Genomic DNA, 19,374 nt, shown 5'->3' with positions numbered 1-19,374 from the left:
AACCCGTCCACGGCACAACCCGCTGGCGCGGCGCGGTAAACTGGACTCGTTCCCACCAACCCAGGGGGTGAACGGTTTCGACTCTGGACGTTGATTCAGGAGAAGCGTGCAGGTGCAGGCGAGAGACCACCTCAAGCGTCGCCGCAAACCAACAAGCGCCAAGGCTAGTAGCCAGCGCGAGTTCGCCCTCGCTGCCTAAGTAGCAGGGCAACTCTGTCGGCCCGGGGATGTCTCCGCCCCGGTTCCCGGCATCAGCTAGGGGACTCACCGTCACGGCCGGTCGCGGGTCGTGGCGGGACACCAAACAGCGACTGGGCCCGTCACACCGGACTTGTCCGCGAGACCGGAGGGGTCAAGCAGAGGCACAGCGGACTGCGCACGGAGAAGTCCTGATGAACCGGCAGAGGACCCGGGTTCGATTCCCGGCACCTCCACTGTGCTGTTCAGAGCCCCCCAGCTTCGCTGGGGGGCTCTTCCCGTTTTTCCACGTATCCGCCGGGGGGAGCGACTCCCCCCGAACCCCCCCTGCGGTGCGGGCTCCTGCCGAACCAGCCTGGATGCGTTGCGTGGGGACCAGCCTTCGGCGGTCACCGGGTTGCGTTGTGTGAGATCGGCCTGCGGCGGTCCGGGTGTGCGTTGGGTGTGGGGGACCGGTCTGTGTTGTGTGTTGTGGGTGGGGCCTTCTGGGAGAATTGGGGGGTGGTCCTATCGGTTGTCTGGACCTTTGTGGGTTGTGGGGGTGGGGGAGGGCAGGGACACTGGGGGCGTGTGACGTGGGTCACTCGGGGAAGGAGTTGGCGATGCACGCGTCGGTGGGGGATCGGATACGGATTCACTCGCGGAGTGTCGGAGCGGGAGAACGGGCCGGGGACATCCTGGAGGTCCGGGGGCCGGACGGGGCGCCGCCCTACAAGGTGCGGTTCGGCGACGGGCACGAGAGCCTCGTGTACCCGGGGCCGGACTGCCTGATCGAGCCGCGGGAACCGGAGGACTGACAGCGGTCAGCGGGTGACCAGGCCGGCGTCGTAGGCCAGCAGGCCCGCCTGGGTCCGGTTCGCGCAGTCGAGCTTGACCAGCAGACGGGAGACGTAGCCCTTCACCGTCGCCTCGCTCAGGTGCAGCTTCGACGCGATGTTCGCGTTCGACAGCCCCTCCCCGAGGCAGGTGAGCACCTCCGACTCCCGCTCGGTCAGCTCCTTCACCAGGGCGAGCGCCTTGTCGCGAGCCGCCTGCTCGTCCGAGGAGGCCGCCACCAGGCGTTTCGCCGCAGCCGGGGAGAGCACCATGTGCCCGTCGGCGGCCACCCGGACCAGGCCGATCAGGTCCTCCGGCGGCGTCGACTTCACCAGGAAACCGGACGCTCCCGCGCGCAGCGCCCTGATCACGTACTGGTCGGCGTCGAAGGTGGTCAGCGCGACCACCGTGGGCGGCGACGGCATCCGGTTGATCCGCTCGATCGCGGTGAGCCCGTCCACGCCCGGCATCCGCAGGTCCATCAGCACGACGTCGGGCCGGTGCCGCACGACGGACTCCACCGCGGCCGCGCCGTCGTGCGCCTGGTCGACGACGTCGATGTCCTCGGCCGAGCCCAGGATCGTGCGCAGGTGCGCGCACACCATCGGCTCGTCGTCCACGACCAGGACTTTGATCACGTCACGGTTCATCGTGCTGGCCCCCGACCGTCGGGACGTAGGCGGGAAGTATGGCATCGACCTCGAAACCACCACTGTCCGTCGGACCCGCGCGCAGCCTGCCGTGCACCAGCTCCACCCGCTGCCGCAGACCGAGCAGCCCGGAACCGGAGCCACTGCCCGCCAGGCTCGGGTCGAGGGGGGACTTGGCCGCCGAGTTCCGGATGATCAACCGCAGCCGGTCGCCGCTGTAGCGCACGTACACCCGCACCCACGCGCCCGGCGCGTGCTTGCGCGCGTTGGTCAGCGCCTCCTGCACCACCCGGTACGCGGTCCGGCCCACCACCGGCGATGCGAGCAACGGGTTGCCGTCCTCGATCAGTTCCGTGTGCACCCCGACCGACCTGGACTCCTCGATCAGCTCGGTCAGGTCGAGCGTCGCCGAACTCGACCCGTCCTCCGGGATCACCTCGTCGGTCCTCGGCCCGGAGCGCAGCACGCCGACGAGGTCCCGCAGCTCCTCCAGCGCCTGGCAGCCCGCGGCCCGCAGGTCCTCGGCCGCGTTCCGCGTGGCCTCCTCGCCCGCGGTGATCCGCAGTGCGCCCGCCTGGAGCACCATCAGGCTGAGCCGGTGGGTGACCACGTCGTGCATCTCCGTCGCCAGCTTCACCCGTTCGTCTGCGCGGGCCTGTTCGGCGAGCAGGTCCTGTTCCCGCTCCGCGCGCTCGGCCCGCTCGGTCAGCGCCTGGATCAACCGGCGCCGCGCGCCGTTGTAGAGGCCGAGCACCGCGGGCAGGATCGTGTACAGGATGGCCGACGGGCGCACGTCGAAGTACGGCGATGCCATCGGGATCAGCTGCCACGGCCGCCACGCGATGACCAGCATCACCACGGTCATCGCCCAGGACGGCCACTTCCGGTCCGAGTACTTCATCGCGGAGTAGATCGCGAACGGTGTGCCGAGCGACAACCACGGCCGCGTGGGGTCGTACGGGGACACCATGATCCCGGGCGACAGCAGTTCGCCGCCGAGCGTGACGAGGGCGGCGCCCGTGGTCACCGCGAGGCAGAGTTCCGGGGCTGTACGGCGGAAGAACAGCAGTGCCAAGCCCACCAGCACGTCCAGCGCGACGGAGTACCAGAGCACCATGCTCAGCGGTATCCCCGCGAGGATCACGACCGAGCTGATCACGCCCACCACGGCGGCCAGCGGCGCGGCGTCGAACGCGAACTCGCGCCAGTTCGACCACAGTGGACGTTTCACGCCGCTGACGTTACTGGGGTCCGTGACGGCCTGACCCGCGGCTGATTCCTTTGGCGGCGTGCGGAACCTACGAAAGTAGGTCCCACCCCGGCCCGCCGAGACTTTGGTCAGCCGGAGTGCACACCTTGCGCGCTGTTCGCGCCCCCGTTCGCCCGGGTCGAATGGTGCGAGCCGTTCGAAGGGGGAGACATGATGAGGGCAACGGTGAGACGGGGGAGCGCGACCGAGGGGACGCCCGCACGGGAGGGAGCCGGTGTCCCCTCGGTCGCTTGGGGGCCGGTGCTCACGGTCACCGGCGCGCTCGGATTGGTGCTGCTGCTGTTCAGCGGTCGCTACGGGTTCTTCGGCGACGAGCTGTACTTCATCGCCGCGGGGCGGGAACTGGACTGGGGCTACGCCGACCAGCCACCGCTGCTGCCGCTGCTGGCGTTGTTGATGGACAACCTGTTCCCGGGTTCCGTGGCGGGACTGCGGCTGCCGGCGACGTTGATCACCACGGCCGGAGCGGTCGTCGCGGCGCTGATGGCGCGGGAGCTCGGCGGCGGTCGCGGCGCGCAGGTGGCCTCGGCGGGCGCCTACGCGCTCTCCGGCCTGATGCTCGGCAGGTTGCTCGCGACGTCCACTGTGGACCCCGTGATGTGGGGCGTGGTGCTGCTGCTGATCATTCGCTGGGTGCGCACGCGCGACGACAAGCTGCTGGTGTGGTCCGGTCTGGCCACCGCGGTCGCGATGCAGACGAAGTTCCTGATCCCCACGCTGTGGGTGGTGCTCGGCGTCAGCGTCCTGGTCATGGGACCGCGTGATCTGCTGCGCCGCCCCATGCTGTGGGTGGGTGCGTTGCTCGCCGTGCTGATCACGGTGCCGACGCTGCTGTGGCAGGCGGCCAACGGCTGGCCCCAGCTGGAGATGCGCGCGGTCGTCGCCGGTGAGACGGAACTGTTCGGCGGGCCGTGGTTGTTCCTGCCGATGGCGGTGATGACCGCTGGGATCGGCGTGGGCACGGTGTTCGTCCTCTACGGCCTGTGGCGGCTGTTCCGCTCGCCGGAGCTGCGGGACTACCGGTTCCTCGGGCTGACCGTCGTCGGGGTGTTCGCGGTGTTCGGGCTGACCGGTGGACGCATCTACTACGCCAGCGGCCTGTTCCCGGTGCTGTTCGCGGTGGCCGCGGTGGAGTTCCAGCGGCGCCGCACCGGCAGGTGGCTGCCCTGGGTCGCGTGGCCCGCGTTCGCGCTGTCGGCGCTGCTCGCCGCGGGCTCCCTCCCGCTGAAGGCGGAGTCGGAGCTGGACTACCCGAACCTCGGGGTGAAGTTCCAGAACTTCACCGACAGCGGTCAGTTCGGCTGGACGGAGCTGACCGACGCGGTCGCGGGGGCCTATCGCGCCCTGCCGCCGGAGAAGCAGCGTGAGACCGCTCTCGTGAGCAGCTCGTACTGGCTGGCGAGCGCGCTCGCCTACTACGGGCCGGATCGCGGACTGCCCGCCTCGTTCAGCCCGCACCGCGGTTTCTACTACTTCGGCGCGCCTGCGGAGAACGTGAAGAACATCGTGTATTCGGGCGGCGATCCCGGCGCATTGCGATCGCATTTTGCATCGTGCACTCGAAGTGGCACCTCGTCGAGCCGCCTCGGGATCACCGACGGGACCTCGATCTGGACCTGCGAGGGCTTCACCGGGCGGTGGGCCGAGGTGTGGCCGGGTCAGCGCAAGATGGGCTGAAGTGGCTGGCTCTCCCCGGCAAACCGCCGGGGAGAGCTCGCCGGTACCATCCGCTCGGGTGACGTTGCGTACCCGTGATCGCATGAAACCGACCGCTTGGCGAGTGACCATGCGCATTGCAACGTACGGGTGAGGTCGCGCTAATCGAGTGAGAGACCCCCTTGATCGTGGATCAAACAATTACCGGCGGTGAGAGTGGCGGGCGCTATAGAACCCGCTGGTGAGGGGCCGTTCGGCGGGCAAATCCGCATGTTGCACACGGTGCCGATCAAGGGGACGCACCACGCCCCGATCGATCTAATTCCATAACCTTGATGTGGCGGCCCGTTCCAGATCGAATTGGTCGACAGTCGGACCTGGCGATTACTACAGTGAGTTGTCCGTGTTCGGTCCTTTACCGACTGTGACTGGGGTTATGGACAGGAAACGATTCGCCATGATCGCCGCGACGGCGATGTCTTTGGCGTTCGTTGTCGTCGTCCTCGCCGGCTTCAAGCTGCTGCCCCCGGTCCCCGTGCTCGCGCTGGACAACCTCGCTCAGCTCACCGCGGGTACCGCGGGCACGCTCTGCTGCCTGTGGTCCGCGCGCGGCAGGCACGGCAGCGACCGCAAGTGGCGCCTGATCATGGGCATGGGCTGGGGCATCTGGACTCTCGGCCAGGTCGTCTGGACCTGGTACCACGTGGTCCTGCGCGCCCAGCCGCCGCAGCCCTCGCTCGCCGACGTCGGCTACCTGGCGATGACGATCTTCGTGCTCGTCGCCCTGCTCGTCTTCAGCGACCACCGGCAGCCGGGCTCCGTGGTGCTGCCGATGGACCGCAGGCTCACCAGGGCCAGGGTCGTGCTCGTGCTCGACGGGCTGATCGTCGTCGGCTCGCTGTTCATCCTGACCTGGACCACCGTGATGGAGTCGATGGTCAGGGCCACCTCGCCGTCCCCGCTGGCCTTCGCCGTCGCGATCGCCTACCCGCTGATCGACATCGTGCTGCTGGTCATCGTCGTCATGCTGGCCACCATCCGGCTGGTCGGGCGGCGGCTCCCGCTCGCCTTCATCGGCATGGGCATGATCACGCTGTTCATCTCCGACTGCGTCTTCGCCTACCTGGTCAGCGCGGGCGTCAAGGAGATCCCGGCGCTGGCGAACTTCGGCTACATCACCGCCCCGGTGCTCTTCGCGCTCGCCGCGCTGGCCCCGGCCAGCTCCGTCCCGGTGGCGATGTACGCGGCCCCGCCGCGCCGCGCGGATGGCAGGCTGCCGGTCGTGGAGTGGGTGCACGTGCTCATGCCGTACCTGCCGCTGGTGCTGACCGGTTCGCTGATCCTGGTCCGCACCGCCTTCGGCAACGCGCCCGGCCCGCTGGAGATCTACCTCGGCCTGGTGGTGATCGCCCTGGTGGTGGTGCGCCAGCTGGTCACCCTGGTGGAGAACATGTGGCTGCTGGACCGCATCCGGCAGAGCCAACGCCAGCTGGAGCACCAGGCGTTCCACGACTCGCTGACCGGACTGGCCAACCGCGTGCTGTTCCGCGACCGGCTCGACCACGCCATCCACCTCGGCGCCCGGCGCGGCCACCCGGTCACCCTGCTCTTCGCCGACCTGGACGACTTCAAGATCGTCAACGACGGCCTCGGGCACGCGGCGGGCGACGCGCTGCTGCGGGCCATCGCCGACCGGCTGCGCTCCTGCGTCCGCTCCACCGACACGGTCGCGCGGCTCGGCGGCGACGAGTTCGGCATCCTGCTCGACGAGGCCGAACGCGCCGACAAGATCGCCGAACGCCTCCTGGAGGCGCTCCGCGTGCCGTTCGTGATCTGCGGCGAGCAGCACCTCGTCCGCGCCAGCATCGGCCTGGTCCACGCCGACCCCCAGGAACGCGGCCTGACCGCCGACGTCCTGCTCGGGCGCGCGGACATCGCCATGTACAGCGCCAAGCGCCACGGCAAGGGCACCCTCGTCACCTACGAGCCCGCCCTCGGCGTCACCCCTACAGTCGTCGCCCCCCGTTTGGCGGGTTCGACTCCCGCCTGAGCATCGGTCGGACACCCGCCGGTCGGCGGTACCTTCGAGCACCTCCCTGCCCGCGTCCCACCCACCCCACCTCCTCCCCCGGCCCACACCCCCCGTTTTTGCCCGTTTCGTACTCATAGCGGGCTCCTGGGCGCTGCTGAACCCCGTTATGAGTACGAAACGGGGTTATCTGGGCTGCGCCAGGTGATGTGTCGGGGGTGGGTTGAGGGCGGTTGGAGATGCTTTTGGGTGGGGTTGGGTGGTCTTGAAGACGCTCCGACCGCGGCCGCCCCTGCTCTGGCCCCGTTCCGCTCCGATGTGTGGGCCCCGTTCCGGCTGGTGAGCGGGCCGATGTGTGGGCTCTGATGTGTGGTGTTAGGGGTGGTGCCTGGTGGGGGTGGTGCGGCGCAGGGCGTAGTGGATCTTCGCTAGGGCGTCGTGGGGGGTGGTGTGGACGGCGGTTGGTGACACGAGGATCGCCTGCCAACCGGCCATGGTGAGGCGGTTGAGCAGGTGGCGCGTCTCGTCGAGGCCGGGGTCGGCGTCGGACAGGACGACGGCCACGCGTTCGTGCTCGAAGCCGAGGGCGACCGTGGCCACGAAGTGCTCGCCGTCCAGGATCGTCAGCTGTGGCGTGGGATGGAGTCCTTCCAGGTTCAGCAGGACCCGGAGCCGGGACTCGGGTACCGACGTCGACCTCGGGTCGATGAAGTCGCGTGCTCGCCTCGCCTGGCGGATGCCGTGGTCGTGGCGGGAGTCCAGGTAGCGGTTCAGCGCGTCGAGCGTGGTCAGGCCCGCCCGCAGGCACGCGTCCGCCCCGGCGACCGCGTCCGGGAGCTGCGAGGACCGGAGCATGTCGTAGATCAGTCGCTCCGGCTTCGCCAGGCGGATTCCGTGCCAGGGCGTGGACTCCGCTTCCGTGGTGCGGGCGACGCGCACGACCAGGCCGTCCACGGCGCTGATCCGGCGGGCGGGGGAGACCAGCAGGTCGACGGGGTTCTCGGGTCCGGCGAGCGGGACACCGCGCAGGGTGGCCGCGGACGCGTCGGTGATGACCGAGTCCGGCGGGGCGAACAGGGCCACGGCCCGACAGTGCAGTTCGTGCGTCAGCGGCGCGGTCCGCGTCGCGTAGGTGTTGCGGAAGAGGCGGACGAAGCGGCGACTCCGCAGCTGGGTGGCGGTCACCGCTCCGTTCGCGATCGCTTCGGTTCCTCGGAAGACCGTGGGCGTGGTGGGCATGACCCCACTATGCGGCCGGATTTCCGGGCGAGAAGTTGATCATGGCGAAAACGCGCCAGTTGTCCACAGCGCGGGGAGTTGTCCCCAGATCCTGTTGGGGCGCTTGACTATTACTGGTAGGCGGCGTACCAGAAGCGGGCCTTGTAGAACTCCGCGCCGGTCCGCGTGCGCTTGGCGTCGGCGCCGAAGAAGTCGATGGTGTCGGTGCACCACGTGGTCCGGCAGCCCGCCTTCGGCTTCGCCTCGATCAGCTGGCCCGTCTGCGGGTGGTTGCCGACCGACTTCACCGACGTGCGGTTCGCCGAGGCCGCGTGCGCGTAGTCGGTGCTGAAGGCGCCGGTGGACTTGCTGAACTGGTAGACCTGCGAGTTCGTCGTGATCCACAGGCGGTCCTTGTTGCCGTACACCGGTTGCAGGTCGTGGCCGCCCTTCGACGGCAGCGCGACCTTCCGCGCCTCCGTCAGCGTCGGGTTCGCCGCCGTGCCGCCGACCTTCAGCGCCACCAGGAGGTTGTCCCCGATCGCCCACAGCACGGCGCCCTGCGGGTCCCACAGCACGCCGTGCCCGCCGGGCAGGGCATATTGCGCGTGCTTGGTGGCGTTCGCGCCCTGGGAGGCCGCGTAGAGCCGGATCCAGCCGCCGTGGCTCGCAGCCGCGGCCACATTGCCGTTGGGCAGCACCTCGGCCGCATGGGGGTTGTCCGCGCCGGGGACCGCCACCGACCACTTGCGCTTGCCCGCCGGGAACGACGCCACACCGAGGAAACCGCCCGAGGCCGCGGTCACCAGCACTTGGCCGCCGTGGTGGGCGTTCGACCGCAGACGCATGTCGGAGGGGTTGGACCAGCCTGCGGAAGAGAAGCCGTTGGTCGAGGTCGGGGACCAGACCCACTTCGTCGCGCCGGAACCGCCCCAGCTCGCGACCGCCGGGTCGAAGATCATGATCTTCTTGGTCGCCTGCTCCGCGGTGACCACGTCGACGGACGCCGCCGCGGTGGCGGGCGCGGTCAGCATGGCGGCGCCCAGCAGCGCGCCCAGAACCACTCCGGTGAACCTGACCAGCACGACGGCCCCTTTCCGGTCGGCGACGACGAGGCAAGGTCTACCAGGCATTTCGCGCCGACGACTACGCTTCTGGACGAGCGGCAAGCCACTTTACGAAAGCGGCACGGACGGCGCTCCGTCGAAGTGGCGCAGGCCGCGCGCGGTCACCTCGATCGCCTTGAGCAGGGTCGCCCGCACCTTCTCGGGATCGTCGAAATCGACCACCGTGGCCCGCATCGCGCCCAGGATGCCGCCGACGGTCGAGCCGACCATGACCGCCGCGTCGTAGGGGGTGAGCCGGTCCGGGAAGGCCGAGCAGAGCGCGTCGGTCAGCTGGTCCTCCACCGACAGCATGCGGCGCAGCGCGTGCACCTGGATCGCCGGAACGGTCTTGAGCAGCTTGAACCGCAGCGCCGCCGCACCCGAGAGGATGTCCTGGTTCCACACGGTGGAGAACAGGTTCTCCTTCAGCACCCGCACCAGCAGGTCGCTCGGGCTCTCGCTGCCGTCGCAGTCGGCGATCATGCGCATCACCAGCTCGGTGCGCTCCGACGGGTGCACGAAGAGGACGTCTTCCTTGGTCGGGAAGTGGTCGAAGAAGGTCCGCGTGGAGACGTCCGCGGCCGCCGCGATCTGGGCCACGGTCGTCTGCTCGTAGCCCTGTTCGGTGAACAGCGCGATCGCTGCCTGCACCAATGCGCTCCTGGTGCGCTGCTTCTTGCGTTCCCGCAGTCCCGTCTCGGTGCTCACGGCGGGCAGGTTACTGCATTCACTGCGAAAGTGCACTCATTGCAAGGATGCAGTGAATGCAGTGTAATGACGGGGTGGTCGGTGCTGGAGGGGACATGCGGGTGGCGGAGCCGGACGCGCCACCGGTGGTGCACGCCCGCGTGCTGGTGGTGGACGACGAGCCGCACATCCTGGAGCTGCTCGCGACGACGCTGCGGCTGGCCGGGCACGAGGTGCTCACCGCGCGCAGCGGCCGGGAGGCGTTGCGGCTCATCGAGGAGGAACGCCTCGAACTGGTGATCCTCGACGTGATGCTGCCGGACGGGGACGGCTTCGAGCTGTGCTGCCGGTTGCGCCGCCGGAACCCTCGGCTGTCGGTGCTGTTCCTGACCGCGCGCGACTCCACCGAGGACAAGGTGCGCGGCCTGGGCATGGGCGGCGACGACTACGTCACCAAGCCGTTCAGCGTCGCCGAGGTGCTGGCCCGCGTGCAGGCCGTGCTGCGCAGGAGGGGCGGTGAAACCGTTGCGGAGCAACACGTGTTCCGCTGCGCCGACCTGGTGCTGGACGAGAACGCGTGCGAGGTGCGGCGGGCGGGGGAGTACGTCGAGCTGTCGCCGACCGAGTTCAAGCTGCTGCGCTACCTGCTCGTCAACTCCGGACGCGTGCTGTCAAAGGCGCAGATCCTCGACCACGTGTGGCGCTACGACTTCGGCGGTGACGGATCGGTGGTGGAGAAGTTCATCTCCCGGCTCCGCCACAAGATCGACACGGCGGGGCGGGAACGGTTGCTGCACACCGTGCGCGGCTTCGGCTACAGCATTCGGCCGCCTCGGGGATGAGCCACCGGTTCGGCTCCCTGCGCGGGCGGCTGCTCGCCACGATCCTGGTGCTGACCACGCTGAGCATCGTCGCCGTGGACATCGCGGCGTTGCTGAGCATGCGCGCCTACCTCCAGTCGCGTGTGGACACCGTGCTGACCAGCCTCGACCAGCGCATCCGCGAACTGGACGCGCGGAACCTGCCCCCTGCCTCGGAATCGCTGCGCACGCTGCGATCGTTGGGCCCCAGCGGTAATTACGTCGCGCTCGTCGGCAGGGGCGGCGTGGTCCTGGACTCCGCGCCCGCGGACGGGCCGTCCGGTGCGCCCGAGCCCGCGCCCGTGCTGTCCAAAGAACTCCTCTCCGGCCGCGCGCTCGTCACGGTGCCTTCGGTCGCCGAGGACGGCCCCGGCTACCGGGTGCTGGTGAGCCCTCTCGTCGAGCCGGTTCACCTTTGGGGGCAACAAGACCCGCGCGAGCTTGTGGCCGTCGTGATCGCGACATCGTTGCGGCCCAACGAAGACGCACTCACCAAGCTCGCTGTCTTCGTCGCGGTCGCGACGCTCATCGCCGTCGCCGCGGTCGGCGCGCTCTCCCTCGGGGCGCTGCGGGTCGGTCTGAAACCGTTGCGGGACATGGCAACCACGGCAAGCGCCATCGCCACCGGCGACACTGCGCGGCGCGTCGAACTCACCGACGCGGGCCGCGAGGTCGAACAGCTGGCCGACGCGATCAACCGCGCCTTCGACGCGCGGGAGCACTCCGAGCAGCGGCTGCGGTCCTTCGTCGCGGACGCCTCGCACGAGCTGCGCACGCCCCTGACGACCATCAGGGGCTGGGCGGAGCTGTACCTCCAGGACATCGACGACCCGGCGCTGCTCGAACTCGCGATGTCCCGGATCAGCGACGAGTCGCTGCGGATGCACGCGCTGGTGGAGGAACTGCTGCTGCTCGCCCGACTGGACCAGGGCAGGCCGCTCGACCGCGAGCTGGTCGACCTCGCCCGGCTCGCCGCAGAGGCGGTCGCGGACAGCCGGATCATCGACCCGGCCAGGGACATCACCCTCGATCTGTCCACTGTGGACTCAATCGTGCCGGGGGACGCGGACCGGCTGCGCCAGGTGCTGCGGAACCTGCTCGGCAACGCGCTCCAGCACACCCCGGCGGGGCTGCCCGTGCACGTCAGCGTGCGGCCAGTGGGCGACAAGGCCGTCGCGCTGTCCGTCGCCGACGAAGGGCCCGGACTCGACCCCGCGCTCGCGGGCCGGGTCTTCGAGCGGTTCTACCGCGGCGACCGGTCACGCGGGCCCGGTGGTTCCGGGCTCGGGCTGAGCATCGTCAAAGCGATCACCGAGGTGCACGGCGGTTCGGCGCGGGTGGAGTCCGTCCCGGGCGCCGGAGCCACCTTCGTCGTGACGCTCCCGCGGCGCTCATGACGCCGGTGTCAGCAAGGTGTCAGCTTCCGTGCGGGTTCGCGTCAGCCGGTGCTGGTGATCTGGACGCACACCCGAGAAGCAGGGGGTCCCACCGTGAACTGTCCCGTCGCCCACCAGTCGATGCCGACCGAGCGCGTCGACCCGCTCATGCCGCCGCCCGGGTACGCCCAGCTCCTGGCGGAGGCACCGGTCACCAAGGTCCTCGACCTCGTGGGCGAACAGACCTGGCTGGTCACCAGGTACGCCGACGTCCGCGCCGTGCTCGGGGACACGCGGTTTTCCTCCGACTTCATCCCGCCGGAGTTCAAGGACCTGCGGCGGGAGGACGACCCGCTCAAGCCGTTCATCCGGCTCGACCCGCCGGAGCACACCCGCTTCCGCCGCGCGCTGACCGGCGAGTTCACCGTCCGGCAGATCCGGCTGCTCGAACCGGGCATCCGGCAGCTCGTCGAGTCCCAGCTCGACGAGCTGGAGCGCGCGGGCCAGGGCGCCGACCTGGTCGAGCACTTCGCGCTGCCGATCCCCTCGCTGGTGATCTGCCAGCTGCTCGGCGTGCCCTACACCGACCACTCCCGGTTCCAGCACGACAGCAAGCAGCTGCTGACCAGGGACATCGCGCCGGAGGAGCGGGCGAGGGCGGGCGAGCGGCTGCGGGACTACATGCTGGAGCTGGTGGAACTCAAGCGGCGCGAGCCCGACGCGGCGCTGATGACCAGGCTGATCGAGCGCTCGGCGGAGATGGAACAGCCCTTCACCGACCTCGAGCTCGCCTCCATCGGCATGCTGCTGCTGGTCGCCGGGCACGAGACGACGGCGAACATGATCGGGCTGACCACGGTCGCGCTGCTGCGCAGCCCGGACAAGGTCGAGGCCCTGCGCGCCGACCCGGCCAAGGTGGACGCCTACGTCGAGGAGGCGTTGCGGCTGCTCACCATCGTCCAGCACGGTGTCCGGCGGCTGGCCACCGAGGACATCGAGGTCGGCGGCACGCTGATCCGTAAGGGCGAGTGGGTGATCGCCTCGCTGGCGGCGGGCAACCGCGACCCCGGGGTCTACGCCGACCCCGACGAGCTCGACGCCGACCGCAAGCGCGTCTCGCACCTGTCCTTCGGTTTCGGCCCGCACCAGTGCCTCGGCCAGCAGCTCGCCAGGGTGGAGATGCAGATCGCCCTCAACGCGCTGTTCCGGCGGTTCCCGGCGCTGCGGGTCGACCTGCCGGAGGGTGAGATTCCGTACAAGAGCGACATGTTGATTTACGGAGTGCATCACCTCCCCGTCGGTTGGTAATGATGGAACGGCAAGTGACGACGAGGAGTGTTGTGATGCGAGTCGAGATCGACCAGGACAAGTGCTGCGGCGCCGGATCGTGCGTGCTGTCCGCGCCGGAGGTGTTCGACCAGCGGGAGAGCGACGGCATCGTCGTGCTGCTGGACGAGCGGCCCGGGGACGAGCTCCGCGAGGCAGTCGAGGAGGCGGCCGAACGCTGCCCCGCCGCCGCGATCACCGTCCTGGAGCAGTGACGACCGTGCGCAAGATCGTTGTCGTCGGCGCTTCGGCGGCCGGACTGGGTACCGCCGAAGCGTTGCGCCGCCGGGGTTACGACGGTGAGCTGACCCTGGTCGGCGCGGAGGCGCACCTGCCCTACGACCGGCCGCCGCTGTCCAAGCAGGTCCTCGCGGGCGCTTGGGAGCCGGAGCGGGTGCGGCTGCGCCCCGAGGAGAAGCTCGCCGACCTGCGGCTCGACCTGCGCCTGGCCACCCGCGCCACCGGGGTGTCCGGGCGGCAGGTCCTGCTCGACGGCGGTGACCGGCTCGACTTCGACGGGCTGGTGATCGCCACCGGTGTCGTGCCGCGAACGCTGCCCGGTGTCGAGGGTGTTGGCGGGGTTCACGTGCTGCGGACCCTCGACGACGCGTTGTCGCTGCGCGTCGAACTGCTCGCGGGGCCGCGCCTGGTCGTCGTCGGGGCGGGGCTGATCGGCTGCGAGGTCGCCGCGACCGCGCGCAAGCTCGGGCTCGACGTGACCCTGATCGACCCGCTGCCGGTGCCGATGACCCGCCAGCTCGGGCCGCGGCTGGGCGAGCTGGTCGCGAACCTGCACGCGGAGAACGGCGTCCGCCAGCACTTCGGGGTCGGCGTCGACTCGGTGCGGTCGGCCGCGGGCCGGATCACCGGCGTGGTGCTCACCGACGGCACCGAGATCGAGGCCGACGCCATGCTGGTCGGCATCGGGGCCACGGCGGTCACCGACTGGCTCGACGGCAGCGGCATTCCCGTTGACCCGCAAGGGGTGCGCTGCGACGCGTACTGCTCGGCCGCGCCCGGGGTGTACGCGGCGGGCGACGTGGCGTCGTGGGAACACCCGGTGCTCGGCCGGATTCGCCTTGAGCACCGCACCAACGCCAGTGAGCAGGCGATGGCGGTCGCGATGAACCTCCTTGGCGCGCAACAGGAATTCCGGCCGTTGCCGTACTTCTGGTCCGACCAGTACGACACGAAGATCCAGATGTTCGGCTGGCCGCTGCCCGGTGACGAGCTGGAGATCGTCGAGGGCGCACCGGCGGAGGGCTCGTTCATCGCGGCCTACCGTCGCGACGGGCAGCTGACCGGCGTGCTGGGGTGGAACTCCGTGCGCGGCCTGCGCCCCTACCGGCAGGAGCTGATGAAGGTCATGGCGGGCTAGTCCTACCCGATTGGGTTAGGGAAAATGCCTGGTAAGCGGGCATTGCCGAACACATGTTCGAGTACATTCGATGGCCGGTGATGATGCTCGCCTGATCGGTCACACTGGAGGTGTGCGGTCGGCGGAGGAGAGGGGGGACCAGGTGGCCAGAGTGCTCGACGTCGCGGCGTACATCTTGTCCCGCAGGGGACCGATGACCGCGATGAAGCTCCAGAAGCTCGTGTACTACAGCCAGGCTTGGAACCTGGTGTGGGAGGAGAAGGAGCTCTTCGGGGAGGCCATCGAGGCGTGGGCGAACGGTCCGGTGGTGCCGGAGCTCTACCGTTGTCATCGTGGGCGGCTGAACCTGGCCAGCGGCGAACAGCTCGGCGATGGCGATCCCACCCGCCTTCAGGCGGATGAGCGCGAGACGATCGACGCCGTGCTCGACTTCTACGGGGACAAGCCAGCGCACTGGCTGAGCGAACTGACCCACCGCGAACAGCCTTGGCAACGGGCGCGCGAGGATGCGCGACTGCGGGATGGCGAACGCGGCAAGGCCGTGATTCCGGTCGGCTACATGCACGAGTACTACGACGGCCTGACCAGCGCCACGGCCGAAGAGGTATGAGCAAGGGAAAGCGACCAACGGCGAAGTCGGTTCCGCAAGGCGCCCGTTCCGCGCGAACGCGAGAAGCCGCGGGCATCCCCGACAGATTGACTCCCAGGAGGGAGTTCACGCCGTCCGAGCCGCAGAACAAAGTCGTCGTTCTGTTCAGCAGGATCGACCTCGACGGCCCCTGGTGCCTTACGAAGATCAATCAAGGTGCTCATCGCGCGCTTCTCAAGCGCGTCAAAGGTTTCGAGAGTATGACCGTGCAGGAGATCTTTGCTCGAGGCGATGGGACCGGCAAGGACTACGCCTTGCCGGATCTGCCCAGCAAAGCTGCGTTGGAGCGCCTTCGTGAGCTGGAGTACGACGATCGCGATCAGATCAGCCGTCTGCGCATCGACGGTCCTGGTCGGCTGTACGGATTTCGCGAGCGGGAGCGCTTCTACGTCTTGTGGTGGGACCCCGAGCACGAAATCTGGCCGAGCAAGAAGAAGCACACGTGAAGGTCATGGCGGGCTGAGGGGGTTTTCCGGCCAGCGGTGCTTCGGGTAGCGGCCCCGGAGCTCCGCTCGTACCTGCGGATAACCGTTGCGCCAGAAGGACGCGAGGTCCCTCGTGACCGCGGTCGGCCGCCCAGCGGGGGAGAGCAGGTGCAGCAGCACGGTGACCTTGCCGCCCGCGATCCTGGGCGTGTCCGTCCAGCCGAAGGCGTGCTGCACCTTCACCGGGAGCACAGGTTCCGCGGTCGAATAGTCCACCTTCGCCTTGGTGCCGTTGGGCAAGGCGATGCGCTCCGGCGCGAACTCGTCGAGCCTGCCCGCGAGTGACCACGGCAGCAGCCGGCGCAGCGCCTGCCCGGCATCGATCTTCGCCAGGTCCGAGCGGCGCCGCGCGGACGAGAGGTCCAGCCAATTGTCCACAGTGGACAACAAGCTCTCCTCGTCGACTCCGGGCCAGTCGTCTCCCAGGGTTTCGTTGAGGAACGCCAACCGTTGCCTGAGCCGGACCGCGTCCTCCGACCACTTGAGCAGGCCGGTTCCTTCCTTGCGGAGTCCTGTCACCAGTGCATCGTGCAGTGCCGATCTGTCCGGATTGGACAGTGGTTTTTCGTGCAGCACAATGGCTCCGAGCTTGCGAACCTTGCGCGCGACGACATCGCCGTCCTGCCAGCTCACCTCGTCGGCTTCGGTGAGCAGCGCGCGTCCGGCCGATGCTGCCAGCACCTCATCTGCCACGGCTGCCAAGCGGATGCGCCCGTGCCGCTTGCCGGGTTCGCGATCGGCGACCGCGACGGCCAGCCACTCCGCGTCGCCGAGCGCGCTTCCCGGTGGCAGCTCCACCGCGGTGCCGCCTGCCATCAGATACACCGGCCCACCGCCGGGTCGGCGCTTCGCCAACCGCTCCGGATGTGCCAGCGCCACGACGAGCGCAGGATCGGGCCCGCGTTCCTTGCCGCTGACCTGGCTGCGCAGCCGATCGGTCTCGCGGCGCCAGCGTTGCGTTGCGGGCGTTCCAGACCTCAAGCGCTGCAAGGAGGTTTTGATGTCCACATCGGACGCGAGGGTGTCGTCGTCGAGGAGTGCCACCACCTCCGCGGCTGCTCGCGGGCCGACGAGTTCCGCGCCGTCGATCAGCGCGCGGGCGAGCCGGGGATGCAGTCCGACGTCGGCGAGGCCGCGACCGCGCTTGGTCAGCTCGCCGCGTTCGTCCAGTGCTCCCAACGCATGCAGTACTTCGCGGCCCGCGTTCAGCGCACCCGTCGGAGGAGCGTCCCACCACGAGAGCGCGGAGCCGTCCGGAGTGCCCCAGCTCGCGAGTTCCAAGGCCAGCCGGGTCAGGTCGGCCGTGCGGATCTCCGGCTCCGGCTGGCGCGGCAGCGTGCTGTGCTCGTGCTCCGGCCAGCAGCGGTAGACCACGCCCGGCGCCTCTCGTCCGGCGCGACCGGCGCGCTGCTCCGCGACGGCTGACGAGACGCGAACCGTTGCCAGCCCGGCCATTCCCCGCCGATGGTCCACTTTGGACACACGAGATAGGCCGGAGTCGACGACGACCCGAACGCCCGGAACCGTGAGGCTCGACTCCGCGACCGCCGTGGACAAGATCACCCTGCGTTGATCACCTGGGCGCAGCGCCGCGTCCTGCTCTGCAGCGGGAAGGCGGCCGTGCAGCGGGCGTACTGCGACATCAAGGCCGCTCACTGCTTCCCCGACACGGCGGATTTCCGCTGCGCCAGGCAAGAACACCAAGACATCGCCGACGCAGTCCTTCAACGCCGAGCGCACAGCGCGCGCGACCGTGCCCTCGATCCGCTCGCGGTTGGCGGGCGCCACGTAGCGGGTCTCGACGGGGAACGTCACCGAGGGGACGCGGAGAACGGGGGCGGCACCGAGGAGCTCGGAGACCTCCTCCGCCGCGACGGTCGCCGAGGTCGCCAGCAGCCGCAGGTCCTCGCGCAGCCCGGCGCGCGCGTCCACCAGCAGCGTGAGCAGCAGGTCGGCGTCGAGGTGCCGCTCATGGATCTCGTCGAGCATCACCGTGTCGACGCCGGAGAGCTCGGGGTCCGACTGGAGCCGCCGGACCAGCAGACCGGAGGTGACGACCTCGATCCGGGTCGAGGCGGAGACTTTGCGATCACCGCGCACGGAGTAGCCGACCGTCTCCCCGACCCGCTCGCCGAGCAACCCGGCCATCCGCGCCGCCGCTGCCCTGGCCGCGAGCCGCCTGGGCTCGGCGACCACCACGCGCGCCCCGTTCGCGGCCAGCGCCAGCGGGACCAGCGTGGTCTTGCCGGTTCCCGGCGGCGCGACCAGGACCGCGGTGCCGTGCTCGGTCAGCAGCCCGGCCACCTCGTCGAGGACCGCGCGCACCGGCAGATCGGGCAGGTCGTGCCAATTCCTTGCGATTGCGACCACAAAACGGCAGCCTGCCAGGCAGACTTCGACTATGCCTCGTGCCACCCGCCAGTCAGGCAGACCGCTGCGCCGCGCGGCGACCTTCGTCGCGGCAGCCTCGGTCCTGCGCACCGCGTACACCCTGGTCAACCTGCGTCGGCAGCAGCCGATCGCGGCCGAGCCGTTGCGCGAGCAGCCCACCGTCGCGGTCATCGTCCCGGCCAGGGACGAGGAGGCGACGATCGACAGCTGCCTCACCGCGCTGCGCGCGCAGACGCACGCCGCGCTGCGGATCGTGGTGGTCGACGACGGTTCCACCGACGAGACCGCCGCCATCGTCGCCCGGCACGCCGAGGAGGACCCGCGGGTCCGCGTGGTGGACAGCGACGGGCCGCCGGAGGGCTGGGCGGGCAAGGTGCACGCCATGCACGTCGGCGTCATAGCGGCCGACTCCGCCCCGGACTGGCCGGACGCCTCGGGGCCGACCGACTGGCTGCTGTTCTTCGACGCCGACACGACGGCGCACCCCGAGCTGGTCGGGCGCCTGCTCACGACCGCGCTGGCCCGCGAGGCCGACCTGGTCTCCACGCCCGGCGTGACGGACCGGACGCGGCTCGAACACTGGACCGTCATGCCCCCGGCGGTCGCGATGATCCTGGAGAGCGCGGGCCCGGACGGCAGGGGCCTGCTCGCGCTGGCCTACGGGCACTGCATGCTCTTCCGCCGCGACGCCTACGAGCGGGTCGGCGGCTGGCCCGCGGTCGCGGGTTCGCGCGGGGAGGACGTCGCGATGGCGACGCTGCTCCGCGACCAGGGCGCGCGGACGCTGACGGTGGACAGCCAGGGCATGTTCGGCAACTCCGGCTTCGACGGCTTCGGCGTGATGTGGCGCTCGCTGCGCAAGAGCTTCGTCGCTGGCAACAACGGCGACGTCCGCGTGCTCGGCGTCGGCGTGCTCTCCCAGGGGCTCTACAGCCTTGTCCCGATCTTCGCGCTGACGAAGGGGCTCCGCCGCCGCAACACCCGGCTCGTCACCCTGGGAGCCGTCGCGTGGGGCGCTCAGGCGGTCAGCCACGGAGCCGTCGCCCGCGCGCTCAACCAGCCCGCTGCGAGCGGCGTGGTCGCACCGCTGGCCGGGGCCGCGTTCGCCGCACTGCTCGGTGACGCTGTGCGCGTGGCGCTGGGCAAGTCCACCACGTGGCGGGGTCGCCCAGTGGTGGCACAGGGCGGTCAGCCGCTGCTGCGCGTGGGCAGGCGTCCCGCGAACTCCTGACAAGACAGGTACCGATCGGATTACAAAAACGATTGCCCGATGGCTTAA

Annotated in this window: 17 protein-coding genes and 1 other RNA gene; 12 read left to right on the top strand and 6 right to left on the bottom strand. The window is 69.8% G+C overall.

What is annotated here, in order from left to right:
• Positions 1–63: 63 nt before the first annotated feature.
• Both ssrA and NLX83_RS04390 read left to right on the top strand, forming a co-directional pair.
• Positions 64–437: a transfer-messenger RNA gene (ssrA, locus tag NLX83_RS04395) on the top strand.
• 363 nt (positions 438–800) lie between these two features.
• Positions 801–995 carry a DUF1918 domain-containing protein gene (locus NLX83_RS04390; protein WP_254233581.1) on the top strand — a complete coding sequence of 65 codons (195 nt, stop codon included), beginning with the start codon at positions 801–803 and terminating at the stop codon, positions 993–995.
• Positions 996–1,001: 6 nt separating this feature from the next.
• Here NLX83_RS04390 and NLX83_RS04385 read toward each other — a convergent pair whose 3' ends face one another.
• Together NLX83_RS04385 and NLX83_RS04380 are read right to left on the bottom strand one after the other, a co-directional pair.
• Positions 1,002–1,652: a response regulator gene (locus tag NLX83_RS04385; protein WP_254236074.1), complete on the bottom strand. Its 651-nt coding sequence runs from the start codon at positions 1,650–1,652 to the stop codon at positions 1,002–1,004.
• A 1-nt stretch (position 1,653) separates the two neighbouring features.
• On the bottom strand, positions 1,654–2,895 hold the full coding sequence (locus tag NLX83_RS04380; protein WP_254233580.1) for a sensor histidine kinase: 1,242 nt from the start codon (positions 2,893–2,895) through the stop codon (positions 1,654–1,656).
• Positions 2,896–3,099: 204 nt separating this feature from the next.
• Here NLX83_RS04380 and NLX83_RS04375 point away from each other — a divergent pair, with 204 nt between their 5' ends.
• The gene (locus NLX83_RS04375) at positions 3,100–4,611 is read left to right on the top strand and encodes an ArnT family glycosyltransferase (RefSeq protein ID WP_254233579.1); all 1,512 of its coding nucleotides are present in this window, start codon (positions 3,100–3,102) and stop codon (positions 4,609–4,611) included.
• Between the two features lie 436 nt (positions 4,612–5,047).
• Positions 5,048–6,640 carry a GGDEF domain-containing protein gene (locus NLX83_RS04370; protein WP_254233578.1) on the top strand — a complete coding sequence of 531 codons (1,593 nt, stop codon included), beginning with the start codon at positions 5,048–5,050 and terminating at the stop codon, positions 6,638–6,640.
• A gap of 354 nt (positions 6,641–6,994) precedes the next feature.
• On the opposite strand, the gene NLX83_RS04365 is transcribed toward NLX83_RS04370, so the two are convergent.
• The 3 genes from NLX83_RS04365 to NLX83_RS04355 all read right to left on the bottom strand — a co-directional run bounded on the left by NLX83_RS04365 (position 6,995) and on the right by NLX83_RS04355 (position 9,651).
• Positions 6,995–7,858, bottom strand: coding sequence for a hypothetical protein (locus NLX83_RS04365; protein WP_254233577.1), 864 nt, complete (start codon positions 7,856–7,858; stop codon positions 6,995–6,997).
• A gap of 110 nt (positions 7,859–7,968) precedes the next feature.
• Positions 7,969–8,922, bottom strand: a complete 954-nt coding sequence (locus NLX83_RS04360) for a DUF6528 family protein (protein ID WP_254233576.1) — start codon at positions 8,920–8,922, stop codon at positions 7,969–7,971.
• 90 nt (positions 8,923–9,012) lie between these two features.
• The gene (locus NLX83_RS04355; protein WP_254233575.1) at positions 9,013–9,651 is read right to left on the bottom strand and encodes a TetR/AcrR family transcriptional regulator; all 639 of its coding nucleotides are present in this window, start codon (positions 9,649–9,651) and stop codon (positions 9,013–9,015) included.
• Positions 9,652–9,707: 56 nt separating this feature from the next.
• On the opposite strand from NLX83_RS04355, the gene NLX83_RS04350 reads away from it, so the two are divergent.
• From NLX83_RS04350 to NLX83_RS04320, 7 genes are all read left to right on the top strand, one after another.
• Positions 9,708–10,472, top strand: a complete 765-nt coding sequence (locus tag NLX83_RS04350; protein ID WP_305884166.1) for a response regulator transcription factor — start codon at positions 9,708–9,710, stop codon at positions 10,470–10,472.
• On the top strand, positions 10,469–11,887 hold the full coding sequence (locus NLX83_RS04345) for a sensor histidine kinase (RefSeq protein ID WP_254233574.1): 1,419 nt from the start codon (positions 10,469–10,471) through the stop codon (positions 11,885–11,887). The genes NLX83_RS04350 and NLX83_RS04345 overlap by 4 nt, the downstream gene beginning before the upstream one ends.
• 93 nt (positions 11,888–11,980) lie before the next feature.
• The gene (locus tag NLX83_RS04340; protein ID WP_254233573.1) at positions 11,981–13,174 is read left to right on the top strand and encodes a cytochrome P450; all 1,194 of its coding nucleotides are present in this window, start codon (positions 11,981–11,983) and stop codon (positions 13,172–13,174) included.
• A 35-nt stretch (positions 13,175–13,209) separates the two neighbouring features.
• Positions 13,210–13,407, top strand: coding sequence for a ferredoxin (locus NLX83_RS04335; RefSeq protein WP_254233572.1), 198 nt, complete (start codon positions 13,210–13,212; stop codon positions 13,405–13,407).
• A gap of 5 nt (positions 13,408–13,412) precedes the next feature.
• A complete protein-coding gene (locus tag NLX83_RS04330) occupies positions 13,413–14,570 on the top strand; it encodes an NAD(P)/FAD-dependent oxidoreductase (protein WP_254233571.1) in 1,158 nt (385 codons plus the stop codon).
• 142 nt (positions 14,571–14,712) lie between these two features.
• Positions 14,713–15,180 carry a Panacea domain-containing protein gene (locus NLX83_RS04325; RefSeq protein ID WP_254233570.1) on the top strand — a complete coding sequence of 156 codons (468 nt, stop codon included), beginning with the start codon at positions 14,713–14,715 and terminating at the stop codon, positions 15,178–15,180.
• Positions 15,177–15,665, top strand: a complete 489-nt coding sequence (locus NLX83_RS04320) for a hypothetical protein (protein WP_254233569.1) — start codon at positions 15,177–15,179, stop codon at positions 15,663–15,665. Before NLX83_RS04325 ends, NLX83_RS04320 begins: the two co-directional genes overlap by 4 nt.
• 3 nt (positions 15,666–15,668) lie before the next feature.
• On the opposite strand, the gene hrpB is transcribed toward NLX83_RS04320, so the two are convergent.
• Positions 15,669–18,074, bottom strand: coding sequence for an ATP-dependent helicase HrpB (hrpB, locus tag NLX83_RS04315; protein WP_254233568.1), 2,406 nt, complete (start codon positions 18,072–18,074; stop codon positions 15,669–15,671).
• A 31-nt stretch (positions 18,075–18,105) separates the two neighbouring features.
• Here hrpB and NLX83_RS04310 point away from each other — a divergent pair, with 31 nt between their 5' ends.
• On the top strand, positions 18,106–19,326 hold the full coding sequence (locus NLX83_RS04310; RefSeq protein WP_254233567.1) for a glycosyltransferase: 1,221 nt from the start codon (positions 18,106–18,108) through the stop codon (positions 19,324–19,326).
• Positions 19,327–19,374 lie beyond the last annotated feature (48 nt).

Source organism: Allokutzneria sp. A3M-2-11 16, assembly GCF_024213555.1.
GTDB lineage: Bacteria > Actinomycetota > Actinomycetes > Mycobacteriales > Pseudonocardiaceae > Allokutzneria.
The sequence above is the reverse complement of the archived record's forward strand: the minus strand, read 5'-3'. Positions and strand labels throughout refer to the sequence as shown.

Bases quoted from the DNA above. Each gene is read 5' to 3' on its own strand.
- NLX83_RS04390 (WP_254233581.1), top strand. From the start codon at position 801: ATGCACGCGTCGGTGGGGGATCGGATACGGATTCACTCGCGGAGTGTC.
- NLX83_RS04335 (WP_254233572.1), top strand. From the start codon at position 13,210: ATGCGAGTCGAGATCGACCAGGACAAGTGCTGCGGCGCCGGATCGTGC.
- NLX83_RS04320 (WP_254233569.1), top strand. From the start codon at position 15,177: ATGAGCAAGGGAAAGCGACCAACGGCGAAGTCGGTTCCGCAAGGCGCC.
- NLX83_RS04370 (WP_254233578.1), top strand. From the start codon at position 5,048: ATGATCGCCGCGACGGCGATGTCTTTGGCGTTCGTTGTCGTCGTCCTC.
- NLX83_RS04345 (WP_254233574.1), top strand. From the start codon at position 10,469: ATGAGCCACCGGTTCGGCTCCCTGCGCGGGCGGCTGCTCGCCACGATC.
- NLX83_RS04350 (WP_305884166.1), top strand. From the start codon at position 9,708: ATGCAGTGTAATGACGGGGTGGTCGGTGCTGGAGGGGACATGCGGGTG.
- NLX83_RS04365 (WP_254233577.1), bottom strand. From the start codon at position 7,858: ATGCCCACCACGCCCACGGTCTTCCGAGGAACCGAAGCGATCGCGAAC.
- NLX83_RS04310 (WP_254233567.1), top strand. From the start codon at position 18,106: ATGCCTCGTGCCACCCGCCAGTCAGGCAGACCGCTGCGCCGCGCGGCG.